Origin of the sequence: Dendronalium sp. ChiSLP03b, assembly GCF_034531165.2 — a bacterium.
GTDB lineage: Bacteria > Cyanobacteriota > Cyanobacteriia > Cyanobacteriales > Nostocaceae > Dendronalium > Dendronalium minutum.
Window position 1 is genome coordinate 15,699 of the sequence record NZ_JAVRBR020000033.1, and the last position, 12,672, is coordinate 28,370.

At 41.5% G+C, this 12,672-nt stretch carries 11 protein-coding genes; 7 read left to right on the forward strand and 4 right to left on the reverse strand.

Annotation, left to right across the window (positions count from 1 at the left end):
- The first annotated feature begins 266 nt into the window (after positions 1–266).
- The gene (locus RMY31_RS08140) at positions 267–1,322 is read left to right on the forward strand and encodes an LLM class flavin-dependent oxidoreductase (protein ID WP_322665679.1); all 1,056 of its coding nucleotides are present in this window, start codon (positions 267–269) and stop codon (positions 1,320–1,322) included.
- Positions 1,323–1,621: 299 nt separating this feature from the next.
- On the opposite strand, the gene RMY31_RS08145 is transcribed toward RMY31_RS08140, so the two are convergent.
- The 4 genes from RMY31_RS08145 to RMY31_RS08160 form a co-directional block, all read right to left on the reverse strand.
- On the reverse strand, positions 1,622–2,506 hold the full coding sequence (locus RMY31_RS08145) for an ABC transporter permease (RefSeq protein WP_322665677.1): 885 nt from the start codon (positions 2,504–2,506) through the stop codon (positions 1,622–1,624).
- Positions 2,507–2,515: 9 nt separating this feature from the next.
- Positions 2,516–3,313, reverse strand: coding sequence for an ABC transporter ATP-binding protein (locus tag RMY31_RS08150; protein WP_322665675.1), 798 nt, complete (start codon positions 3,311–3,313; stop codon positions 2,516–2,518).
- A 13-nt stretch (positions 3,314–3,326) separates the two neighbouring features.
- On the reverse strand, positions 3,327–4,352 hold the full coding sequence (locus tag RMY31_RS08155; protein WP_322665673.1) for an ABC transporter substrate-binding protein: 1,026 nt from the start codon (positions 4,350–4,352) through the stop codon (positions 3,327–3,329).
- Positions 4,353–4,455: 103 nt separating this feature from the next.
- A complete protein-coding gene (locus RMY31_RS08160; RefSeq protein ID WP_322665671.1) occupies positions 4,456–5,394 on the reverse strand; it encodes an ABC transporter substrate-binding protein in 939 nt (312 codons plus the stop codon).
- Positions 5,395–5,866: 472 nt separating this feature from the next.
- Here RMY31_RS08160 and RMY31_RS08165 point away from each other — a divergent pair, with 472 nt between their 5' ends.
- The 6 genes from RMY31_RS08165 to rppB all read left to right on the forward strand — a co-directional run bounded on the left by RMY31_RS08165 (position 5,867) and on the right by rppB (position 12,498).
- Complete coding sequence (locus RMY31_RS08165) at positions 5,867–6,910, forward strand: sulfonate ABC transporter substrate-binding protein (protein WP_409877655.1); 1,044 nt, start codon at positions 5,867–5,869, stop codon at positions 6,908–6,910.
- A 49-nt stretch (positions 6,911–6,959) separates the two neighbouring features.
- Entirely contained in the window at positions 6,960–8,024 is a 1,065-nt protein-coding gene (locus RMY31_RS08170; protein WP_409877657.1) for an ABC transporter substrate-binding protein, read from the forward strand.
- A 99-nt stretch (positions 8,025–8,123) separates the two neighbouring features.
- The gene (locus RMY31_RS08175) at positions 8,124–9,146 is read left to right on the forward strand and encodes an aliphatic sulfonate ABC transporter substrate-binding protein (RefSeq protein ID WP_322665665.1); all 1,023 of its coding nucleotides are present in this window, start codon (positions 8,124–8,126) and stop codon (positions 9,144–9,146) included.
- Between the two features lie 30 nt (positions 9,147–9,176).
- Positions 9,177–10,229, forward strand: coding sequence for an aliphatic sulfonate ABC transporter substrate-binding protein (locus tag RMY31_RS08180; protein ID WP_322665663.1), 1,053 nt, complete (start codon positions 9,177–9,179; stop codon positions 10,227–10,229).
- Positions 10,230–10,279: 50 nt separating this feature from the next.
- Positions 10,280–10,969: a two-component system response regulator RppA gene (rppA, locus tag RMY31_RS08185; protein ID WP_322665661.1), complete on the forward strand. Its 690-nt coding sequence runs from the start codon at positions 10,280–10,282 to the stop codon at positions 10,967–10,969.
- A 155-nt stretch (positions 10,970–11,124) separates the two neighbouring features.
- On the forward strand, positions 11,125–12,498 hold the full coding sequence (rppB, locus tag RMY31_RS08190; RefSeq protein ID WP_322665658.1) for a two-component system sensor histidine kinase RppB: 1,374 nt from the start codon (positions 11,125–11,127) through the stop codon (positions 12,496–12,498).
- The last annotated feature ends 174 nt before the right edge of the window (positions 12,499–12,672 follow it).

A 12,672-nucleotide genomic window follows, 5' to 3' on the forward strand; every position in this document is an offset into this window, starting at 1 on the left:
ACGAGGTTCAAGAGGATAGTTCATCACGCCGCAGTTGCCGTAAACGGGAATCCAAATCCCGTAACGTGGCTCAGACATAGCTTTCTAGAACCTTTGCAATAGGCACTAATAGGATGTTTAGCAGTAAATGTTTAATTTATTGGGCAATTCGTTTATATACTACTATAAATCTGTCAATTTACCGTAGTATATAAATATGAGATTTGCACAGATGAGCATAAAAAACAAGGGGTTATAGCAAGAGGCAGTCCCAATTGGAGGTAAAAATGTCAGAACCACGCTACGGTATTTGGGCCCCTGTCGGTGGCAACTTTGGGCCATTGAATACCTCTGAAGAACCTATCGATGCTAGTTATGAGCGCACGCGATCGCTAGTATTAGAAGCAGAACGTTTAGGATATGTCACAACCTTAATAGCACAACATCTAGCAAACCCCCGCAGTCTAGAGTTAGACCAGTTAGAAACTTGGACAGCTTGTGCAGCATTGGCTGAAGCTACAGAAAGCATAGAAATCATCGCTGCGATTAAACCTTTATTATTTCATCCAGCCGTTCTAGCCAAGATGGCTTTGGGAATTGATGCCATTAGTCAGGGACGTTTTGCCATAAACCTCATCAGTGCTTGGTTTCGCCCAGAAATGGAACGTACTAACATCCCCTTCCCACCGCATGATGAACGTTATCGCTACTCTGGTGAGTGGTTGCAAGTTGTGAGAGCTTTGTGGAGTGGTGAGAAGGTAAACTTCGAGGGTGAATACTTCAAAATCCAAGATTTAAGCCTTCGACCCTTGTGTGTTGCTCAACCCTATCCGCGCATCTACCTGGGAGGCGCATCAGATCCAGCGCAGATTTTAGCAGCCCAACAAGCTGATGTTTATTTCATCAACGGTCAACCGATTGAAGATGTCCGCAAGGTAATTAAACAAGTTCTGGAGCGATCGCGCTTTCTACCTCAACCAGTCAGCTTTGGTCTATCAGCCTTTGTCATTGCTCGTCCCACAGACAAAGAAGCACAAGCAGAACTAGAACGACTCATGACACTGCAAAAGCTAGAAGAACAATATAAATTAAGTGTTGCCAAAGGAGTTGACAAAGAAGCCGTTATGTTTCAACTCTTCGCCAAAAATCCGGCTGTTGGCGGCAATGGCGGCACAGCCGCAGGATTAGTTGGCAGTTATGATACGGTAGCCGCTCGCGTTGCAGCTTTCGTTGATGCAGGTATCGATACTTTCATGCTGCAATTTAATCCCTTCGTACAGGAGATGACAAGTTTTGCCCAAGAAGTTATGCCTCGTGTACGACACTTGCAAAAAGTCGCTTAGTTGTTAACCAAGCCCTCTCTAGGTAACAGACAACAGTGGTGAAATTAACTTGTAATACTAAATGTTTGAAAAACTAATAATTAGAGTATTATACTAGCAATGATTTGCCGTACACACTCTATGTATAGATTATGCAAACTCCATCTACTGCATAATTAGTCAGACAAAGCAGCAGTCATTACCACCAGTATAGATACTACTAATGCAATTTACAGCAATTTTCAGGTAATTAAACCATAGGCTAGGGGCGCACAGCTGTGCGCCCCTACAAAGGATTGTGGAGTAACAATAGCAGAACTCTATAGTTCTCTAGGATTGGGTCGCCAACGTAAAACGTAGGCTTCTAAAACACGTACCCCCCAATCGAGTAAAACGCTAATGAATGCCAAAATTACCAATATCGCCCAAGCTTTATCAACGTTTAAAGTTCCCTGTGCTGACATTAACAGATAACCTAAACCCTGTGTTGAACCAATATACTCCGCTACTAAAGCACCTACAAGAGCCATACCTAAACTTGTGCGAATTCCAGCAATTACCCAACTGAGAACTGAAGGCAATACAACTATATACAATATCTGCCAGCGATTTGCGCCCATGACCTGAAAAGCAGCAACTAACTCGCGCTCAATACTTTGGAGTCCTTGATAAGTTGTAAAAAATATAGGAAAGAAAGCGGCTAAAGCTGCTAGTAATACTTTCGAGAGTAATCCAATGCCAAACCAGACAATGAAAAAGGGAGCTAGGGCAATACGAGGTAGAGAATTGAATATCTGAACGTAAGGAAGAGTAATTTTTGCCCCTGATGGAGAATAAGCTAGAACAATTCCGAGACTAATACCACCAGCCATTGCTAGTGCTAGCCCGGTCATCGCCTCTTGAAATGTTACAAAGATATGTTGAAATATACTACCGCTAGATAATAGTTGCCATACCTCTGGGACAATAACACTTGGTTTCCCAACAAGTGCTGGTTCAATAAACGGAGGAATGTTAAATGCTCCTGTGCCAACTTCCCACACCAGCAAAATTACAGCCAAGGGTGTCAGCTGTATTGCTAGTTGCAATATGCGTTGTTTCCATCCGATTTGATTGGGATAAGAATTGGAATTTTTTGATTTTTTCTTGTTAACCGACAGAACAGACTGTCCAAGAGTTATGCTTCGATTGCGGATAGTTCTCATATTATTTAATTAAGTTTTAAAGAGAGCAAATCCTCGGTCTTGTTGTTGTAATACTTGTGTAGTTAGCTCTGACCACAACTCACGCTGGATTTTCTGAAATTTGGGATCGGTACGAATAGCGATCGCCGATCTTTCTGGAGGTAAATCGATTTGAAATTCCTTAACAATCCTGCCAGGACGAGCACTTAGTAGAAATACACGCCCCGAAAGTGCGATCGCTTCATCCAGGTCATGAGTTACCAAGACAAAAGTGCATCCCGTATCACGCCACAATCGCAGGAATTCATCTTGCAGGAGAGCGCGTGTTTGAGCATCCAGACTACTTAGAGGCTCATCAAGTAATACTACATCCGGTTCATAAATCAAAGTCCGAATTAGCAACACACGCTGCTGCATTCCTCCCGATAACTCTCTGGGAAAACTATTTTCAAACCCTGATAAGCCATATTTTTCTAACATGGACAAGGCTTTGCGTTTTCTTTCAGTCCGAGGGACACCACGAATTTCTAGAGGCGCAGTCACATTATCTATTACTGTCCGCCAAGGTAACAAAGTTTGCTTTTGAAATAAATAGCCAATTTCTTTGATACCACTCGTATTAAAACTACCATTTACATCTGTACCAACACTAATTAGTCCCGCGATCGCATTCAATAACGTACTCTTGCCACAACCACTAGGGCCAATTAAGCTGACAAATTCACCAGCATTAATAGTCAAAGTGACATTCTGCAATGCTTCAATCCGCTTATTCTTACTCCAATAAGAGATGCTGAGATTTTGAGTCTCGATTGTCGGGACTGACATATTGTGATTCTCCCTAAGCTCGATGACCTGCGAATTTATCAAACACCCCTTGAGAATAAGGAACAATTTTCTTAATAATTCCCGTATCAAAAAATACTCTTTGATCGGCAAGATATGCCTCTTGACTGATAGACGCATCTTTAGGAACTGAGCGTTTGAGTTCGGTGTTTAAACCTGTGAGGATTGCGTCTAAATTTTGGCTATCAAAACGTTTGCCCACAACTTTCAAGATTTCTTCTGGTGGGGTTTGGTGCATATATGCAAAAGTACGATTTACAACTGTAACTAATCTTTTAATAACTTCCGGCTTTTGAGCAGTCACGCGTTCATGACTGAGCCAAGCACGAGTCATAGCTTCACTAGCACCAAAGTATTTTTTATGTACATCTGGATCTAAAGCATTCAGCAGTTGAAAAACTACTCCTTCTTTGAGTAGTTTGTGAAGGTCGGGCGCACCAGCGATCGCTGCGTCAACTTGACGAGCTTTGATCAATGTATAAGTGGAAGCTGTTGTACTTTGAACATATTCGACATCTTTATCGCCCAGACCATTTTGACGCAGGTATTTGACGAATACTGCCCAACTCCAAGTGCCAATTTCCCCAGCTGAAATCTTTCTTCCTTTGAGGTCAGCAACACTCTTGATTTGAGAACGTAAATCAGAACGTACAATTAAGGAAGTATCAACAAGATTACGACGATTGGCTACGACATTTAAAGGAACTCCCTTGAGGCGAGAAAGATAGACATGTAAAGGTGCTTGGGCTGTAAAATCAATTTCACCTGCAATCAATGCATCTCGCATTTTCGCGCTACTTTGAAAAGTAATTACTTCAGCTTTCAAACCAGCAGTATCAAAAAAACCTAAATCCTGTGGAATCCAAACATCAATAGAGTTAATACCACTGACTGCCCCTAATTTAACGTTGATAGTTCTTTGACTAGCAGCAGACTCAGTGATGCGATTACAGGCTTGTGTAGCTAGAGCAGTTGTTATTCCTAGAGAAGCATATTTTAAAAAGTCTCTACGTGTACGCATTTGTTTATGGAAGATTTATTCAATCAGCTCTACCGAGTTAACAAAAAACGTGGGTTTGCCGGATTTGGGTAAACCCACGTTTGTCGGGCAATATCTCAAACACTTAACCAACTATCACAACTCGGTTATCAACAATCTGTTGGAAGGTAGCATCAGGCTGAATCAGTCCCCACTTCACCATCCAGTTATAGGTACGATGGAAGTCAGTTTCCGAGTATGGTGCTGGATCTGCGTAGCGCAAGCGATTGCGGCGGAAGTCTGACGGTTCGAGGTGTACGATATCTTCAGATACGTCATCTATCAGATATTTCACATAGCGGATTGGATCGTTTTGTAGATCCTTCACCGCTTGACGGATGGCTTTGTTGATTGCCTCAAAACTTTCTTTACCTAGTTCGGGACTAGCAATTTCCAGACCTACATAGTGAGCCTCGGCGATAATCTTGTAGCCGAGTTTTTCTGCAACTGTAATCCAGGGTTCCATGACAGCCACTGCATCAACAAGGCCATCACGCAAAGCTACAAAGCGGTTGAATTGTTTGGGTTGACTACCGCCTTCAATGTGAACTACTTTAATCTCTTCTGGAGGAAGAAAGCCTTCAAGAGTTTGGATGGCAATGTAATGAGAACCGTGGTGGAAGTTCACACCAACTGGTACGTTAGCTAGGTCTTGGGGAATGTTGTAGGGTGAGTCTGGACGCACAATGATGGCTTGACTAGCAATAGCAGCTCGCTTGGCTATTACCTGTCCACCACGGGAACTGTCGTAGGTGCGACGTACTTGTCCCCACTCGCAAGCGCGGTAAAGGCTGCTTTGGCCTTGCTCAAAAAGAGAGGGGCCACCGAAAGAACTTACCTGACTGTGATCGTCAATCAGCGCGATCTTGGGTGGGCGATCGCCATAATTGCGTTTAACAAACTCAATCTCCAGCCCTTCATCGGCAAAGTAACCGCGATCGCGAGCTACGTAGTAAGGCAAAGAGAAAACTGTTCCACTAATCTCGGTAGTGATTTTCTTGAGTGCCAAGTTTGCGTTACTCAAGGGTCGATCTCCTCATTAGTATAAGCAAGGTTTATTCTCCGGCAAATACACGTTTTTAGTCAAGATTAAAAATAATTATTAACAGTATTGACCTAGATCCGGCAAAGCTACCAAAGTGTACAAATTAGACTGAATCTGAAAAACCTGCCCTTGAAATTCTCCTGTCAAAGACGCTATGCGTAGCTTGCTTCTCCAAAGGAGTACGGGAAAGACTAAGAAAGCGGGAACGTCTGCGACGAACATCGAACGTGTCTATGCGGCTAAAAAAGCGGGTACTTCTACGGAGAATTCGGAAGAGTAGCCGCTTTGCATCTATGCACGAAACAAAAATCATCCCTTGATTCAGCAACGCCAAAAAACTCAGTATGCATATTTTTGTATGCATACATCTATCTTTAGGAGGATAAAAATTTCATTTCTTTTTCATTTTTAGGGAAAAAACTATATATATCAACTTACAGACTGATTAGTTATGCTTATGTCATATAGTGCTAGACGAAATGTGTCTTTATTTCTCACTTTAAGTTTAGGATCGCTACTAATTACATTGGTCGGTTGTAATCCACAACCTCAAACTAGTCAAAAAGCTTCAACCACAAGTGACAAAAAGCCAACAACAGTTCGTATAGTTTACTCTAAGCTTGGCCCTCTTGCTGTAGTGAGAAAACAAGGAACTTTAGAAAAACGCCTAAAAGCAGAGGGAAATTCTATAACTTGGCATGAATTTGCTGCTGGGCCTCAATCATTAGAAGCATTAAATGCCAATAGTCTTGATATTACTTCAACCGCAGAGTCTCCTGTTATCTTTGCTCAAGCAGCAGGAACGCCTTTAGTTTATATATCTACAACACAACCGAGTCCTAAAGGTGTTGCTTTCGTTGTACCCAAAAATTCCTCTATTAAAAGTGTTGCCGATCTTAAAGGTAAAAAAATTGCTTTGCAAAAAGCTTCTGTAGCTCAATATATAATCGTGCAGGCATTAAAAGAAGTGGGTTTAAAATTGAGTGATGTTACTCCTGTTTATTTACCACCACCTGATGCTAATGTTGCTTTTAGTCAAGCCAAAGTTGATGCTTGGATTGCTTGGGAACCGTACATAACTCGTGTGGAAGAACAAGGTATTGGTCGGATTCTCAGAGATGGTACAGGTCTTAGAGACATTGGTGGTTTTTACTCTACAACACGCCAATTCGCCAAAGAGCATCCTGAAATTATCAAAGCATTTTTAGAGGAAATGCAAAAGGCTGAACAATGGTCAAAAAATAATCCTCGTGAGTTAGCACAGTTACTGTCCAAAGAAGTAGGCATAGATGTCAATACTTTAGAAAAAGTTCATGCTCGGCTCGACTATGGTCTGTTGCCAATTACAAATCAAATAGTTACAAAACAACAAAAAATTGCTGATATGTACTATGATTTGAAACTTTTACCTAAAAAAGTTGATATTAAAGAAGTGATTTTATCACCAGAAGAATATGCCAAAATTACACCTCAACAATTGACATCTAAACAGTAAACATAATTTAAGAAGGCAGGAGGCAGGAGGCAGAAGGTTTCAATCAGATATGGATAAAATAACTATAATGAAACGCCGCCGTTTTCTTAATGTTGCGACATCAGGTCTATGTGGTTTTGCTACAGCATATATGTTAGGAAGTTGTAGCCAACAAAGCCAGCAGAATCTCTCAAATAATACTACCAATTTAAGTTCCCTCTCGATAAAAACTAAAGTTCTGCGGATGGGATATCAGAGTGCGGGGGATCTTTTCAGAAATCAGCAGGTTTTAGAAAAACGCTTGGAGCCGATGGGGATCGAGGTGGAATGGGCACAATTTGTCCAAGGGCCTCAACTTATGGAAGGAATGGCGGCGGGCAAAGTTGACGTGGGATCAGTAGGGGACACACCACCAATATTTGCCCAAGTAGCTGGATCAGCCCTAGTTTATGTCGTCGGTACACTAAGAAATCCAACAACAGGAACAAGTAGTGTGATTGCCGTTCCGCCAGAGTCTCCACTGAAAAAATTTGAGGATATCAAGGGGCAAGAAGTTTATTTTCAAAAAGGTTCGGCATCGCACTATTTTATTCTCAGAGCCTTGCAGTCAATCGGCTTGAGCATCAAAGATATTAAAATCAGAAGTATGCCGACCATTGAAGCGCGGGGTGCTTTTATCGAAGGGAAAATTCCTGTTTGGATGACAGGAGACCCCCACTATGCGATCGCTGAAAAAATGGGTCGAATTCGCGTCCTGAGAGATTCTGTAGGGCTAGATTCTCCTGGTAGCTACTATATTGCAGACAGAAAGTTTGCCGAAGAAAACCTTGGCTTACTCAAAATTATCATTGAAGAGCGTCATAACCTCGATAAGTGGGCAGATAAAAATCGAGACGAAGTGGCGAAACTAATGATTACTCAACAAAAACTTGATGAAGATGTGGTAGCAAGGGTGATGTCTCGTCTTACTTTAGCAGGACGTAGAGGCCTCAGCCCGGCACTAATTGCGGAACAACAACGTGTGGCAGATTTGTTCTTTCAAGAAGGTGTCATACCAAAGAAAATTAACATTCAAGATGCGTTACTCCCGCCTAATATGTATGCTGCCATCACACCACCAGAAATTATGGTTTAGCTATGTGAAATCTCACTAAAAGAATTGCATCAAACAACCGTTTCATTACCTGTCGATAAGTCATCTGATGCAATTAATAAATTTATTTGGTAAAAAATCATGGATCGCCGCTCATTTTTGATTACAGCTTCAGTCACAACAGCAGTCACAGTCTTATATAGCTGTACAACACAGAAACAGAATCCTCAACCAACATCTTCATCGAGTTCTAATCAAAAAAAGCAAGTTAATATTGTCTTTGACAAATTTGGTCCCTTAGCAGTAATTAGAAAGAAAAAGACTCTGGAACAAGCCGTAGTATCCAAAGGCTATTCTATACAGTGGAAAGAGTTTGCAGCAGGCCCCCAACAGTTAGAAGCCCTAAATGCAGGAAGTCTTGACCTTGCGCGTACCGCAGAATCACCTGTCATTTTCGCTCAAGCAGCAGGTGCTGATTTAGTTTATCTTGCGACTACAATACCTATTTCTAATGGTGTAGCGTTCTTGGTACCGAATGACTCTCCTATTAAGTCTTTTGCAGACTTTAAAGGTAAGCGAATAGCTTTTCAAAAAGCATCAATTGCTAATTACATTTTAATTAAAGCCTTAAAACAAGCAGGCTTAAAGTTAAGTGATATTACTCCAGTTTATTTACCTCCACCAGATGCTAACGTGGCATTTAGTCAAGCAAAAGTAGATGTCTGGGTGATATGGGAACCTTTTATTGGTCGGGTAGAACAGCAAAAAATTGGTCGTGTCTTACGTTACGGTGAAGAATTAATAGACGTGGGGCTATTTTACTCAGCTTCTCGGAAATTTGCTGAAGAAAATCCTGAATTTATCAAAATTTATTTAGAAGAGGTTCAAAAAGCTAAGGAATGGGCTACAGAAAACCCTCGCCAATTCGCAGAACTTCTGTCAGAAGAAACCGGAATTGAAGTTGACACATTAGAAAAAATTGCTAGTCGGCAAAAGTATAGTCTGCGTCCAATTACAAACGAAGTTATTGCTACTCAGCAAAAAGTTGCTGATATGTATTACGACTTAGGTTTGTTACCTAAAAAGATTGACCCTAGCGAAGTGGTTTTGTCACCAGAATACTATGCTAAAGTTACACCAAAAACTGTGATAGCTAAACCATAAACCTGTAAATAGTTTTCAATTTTTGCAACTATGAATAGACTATTTAACACTCGTCGCCGCTTTCTCCGTCTTAGTACAACAAGCTTGTTAGGGTTATCTACTTCATTTGCTCTGGGTAGTTGCAATACAAAACAAACATCTGGTACTTCTACAACAAGTACGTCTGCCAGTGGGATTAAGACCAATGTGTTGTGGGTAGGCTATCAACAAGCGGGTGATTTAGTCAGAGTATCTGGTGTTTTAGAAAAACGCCTAGAACCTTTGGGAGTCAAAGTAGAGTGGCTGCAATTTACTCAAGGGCCACAACTAATGGAAGGGATGAACGTTGGTAGGGTCGATTTGGGATCGGTTGGGAATACTCCACCAATATTCGCTCAAGCAGCAGGAGCCGATATTGTTTATCTTGTGGGTCGCGTACCTCCAGTTGGAAGATTCTATGCGTTTGCAGTGCCTCCCTCTTCGCCAATTAAAGACTTTAAGGAGATTAAAGGTCAAAAGGTAGTTTTTCAGAAAGGATCTGGCACTCACTATTTTGTGCTTCGAGCTTTAGAAGAAGCTGGTCTGAAATACAGTGACATTCAACCTGTCAGCATCCCTAACGTGGATGCTGTTAGTGCATTTATGCAAGGTAAAATTCCTATTTGGGTTGGTTACGATCCAGCTTTGAGTATTGCTGAGAAACAAAATAAAGTTCGGATATTGCGAGATTCTGAAGGGTTCGATCTTCCAGGTGGGTATTATATCGGCGCTCGTAAGTTTTCAGAAGAAAATCCACAGTTGTTAAAGATTGTCATTGAAGAAATCCAAAAGATTGGTAAGTGGGCAGATGAGCATCCCAAAGAGGTAGCAAAGCTGCTTGTACCTGAAACAAAACTTGACTTGGACATCCAAGAAAAGGTGAATAGTCGTTCATCTTTTCAACTCAGTCCAATAGATTCTGAACGCATTCAGACACAACAGCGAGTTATTGATTACTTTTACAAAGAAGGGTTGTTACCCAAGCCTCTAGATATTAAAGAAGTATTACTGACTTCTGAACAATATGCAGCAATTACACCAGCCTCTGTTGTTAGTCAGCGATAGCATGATTAATTGGGCGCTTTTTGTAGGCTATTTTCAATTTTGAATTAGTTATGCGACTTATTTTAGTTGAAGATGAACCAGATTTAGGCACAGCAGTCAAAGAAGTGCTACATCATGAGGCATACGTAGTTGACTGGTTTCTAGATGGGGATCAAGCATGGCAATACTTAAAAAGTGGATGGACGCAGTACAAAATAGCGATTTTTGATTGGATGCTACCAGGAATTTCTGGGTTAGATTTGTGCAAGAAACTGCGATCGCAAAACAATCCTTTGCCTGTGTTAATGCTGACCGCAAAAGACCGGATGGAAGAAAAGATTATCGGACTAGATAGCGGTGCAGATGACTATTTGGTGAAGCCTTTTGATATGCCAGAATTGCTAGCAAGATTGCGGGCATTACGACGGCGATGTCCTCAAATTCAATCTCGCCACTTGCAATTAGGTGCCATTACTCTTAACTACAGCACCCATGAAGTGACTCGCCAGTATCCTAATGGTAATAAGTTAGTAAACTCATTGACTATCAAAGAATTTCAATTGCTAGAACATTTAATGAAACATCCTAACCAGATTGTCACTCGAAACCAACTCATAAATCAGCTTTGGGAAATTGGTGCAGAACCCATGAGTAACGTGGTAGCAGCACAAATTCGCTTACTTAGACGCAAACTGGGAGAAGATAACAGTGAATCTTTAATTGAAACCATTTATGGTGTAGGATATCGCCTTAAGGTTTGAAAAAGCATAGGCTATTAGAAGGGGGACGTGGGGAAAAATCCTCCGTGTCCTCTTGTCACCGTGTCTCCTCTGCCCCCTTGCCCCCTGGTCACTGAGCGTAGCCGAAGTGCTGCCCTTCTGCTTCTTCCCCAGTCCCCAATTCCTAATCTTTGCGCGTGGAACGTAACGAACTCTTCTATCTGACTCGCCTTCGGTTGGCAGCTTGGTATGCGCTGGTGATGGGCTGCATTTTGGGTGTGTCTGGTCTAGGAGTTTATCAAATTGTTGCTCATGCTTATCATGAAACCATAGACCAAGGTTTAGAGTCAGTAGCCAAGGCACTGCATAAAAGTATTGAACCTGTTTGGGGAAAACCCAAACAATTAAAGCAACTTGCTAAACAACTTTCTTTAGATGTTTGCTTAACTCAAGCTGATTGTCTGTTATCTCAAACAACAGGAATCCAACACTCACTTAGCAATGTGGCAGATCCGGTTAATTACTATCTGCGTTTATTGGATCGGTCAGAAAGACCGCTTAGCGTAGCAGGAGTGCAACTTGAACAATTACCCATCGCTTCAGCAGAAATACGTCGGCAAACGCTAATAGACACATCGGGCATACGATACCGTCAAATTAGTTTAAGACTACGTACCCAATATCAGCTTACAGGCTACATGCAAGTGGGGCGAAGCTTGAAAGACCTAGACCAGCATCTTGCTGCCTTGAGATTGGCTTTATTGTTGGGTTGGCCTGTAACTATGATTGTCATTGCCATTTGCAGTTGGTATTTAGCTGGTAATGCAATGCAGCCTGTTTATCGCTCTTATCAACAAATGGAACAGTTTACAGGCGATGCTGCTCATGAATTTTGTACTCCCTTAGCAGCAATGCACTCTACTATTGATGCTGCTTTTAGATTGCATGGACAATCAGGGTCAGATTTGTTGTCTGAGCCAATAAGTAGAACTTTGCAAGTGATTAAGCGGCAGAATGCTAGGCTATCCAAATTGGTAGGAGATTTACTGCTGTTAGCGAGGCTAGATCGGCATCAATTGGCAGGAGAATACAGCTTATGTTGTCTGAATGATTTAATTAGTGATTTAGTAGAAGAACTGGCATTTCTAGCGATTGAAGCTCAAGTCAAGCTAGTACAACAAGTGCAAACACCGAAAAAACTTTGCATTCCAGGCAATGAAGAACAACTTTATCGCTTATTTTCTAACTTGATTATTAATGGCATTCAAGCTACACCTAATGGTGGACAAGTTACAGTGACTCTAGAAAGAGGCGATCGCTACGCCTTCATCATTGTACAAGACACAGGAATTGGTATTGCTCCAGAGCATCAAAGTCTCATTTTTGGTCGCTTCTACCGTATTAATCAAGACCGTTCTCGTGCTTCTGGAGGATCTGGATTAGGATTAGCTCTTGCTTGTGCGATCGCCAGAGCGCATAGAGGTAGTATTCAAGTACAAAGTCAGATCAACAAAGGTAGTACCTTTACAGTCAAACTTCCTTTCAATACCTTAGCAAAAATAAGAGGATGAGATTCAAACGCGATCGCGGCCATTGTCTAATACCATTTCCCAAAAATAATGATACAGATCCAAACCCAGAAACCTAGACTAAATGGGACTTTCTTAATTACGAATTACGAATTACGAATTACGAATTGGTATAAGCCATGACTGAAAATTAGCTGTATCTCTTGTTGAGTGAGA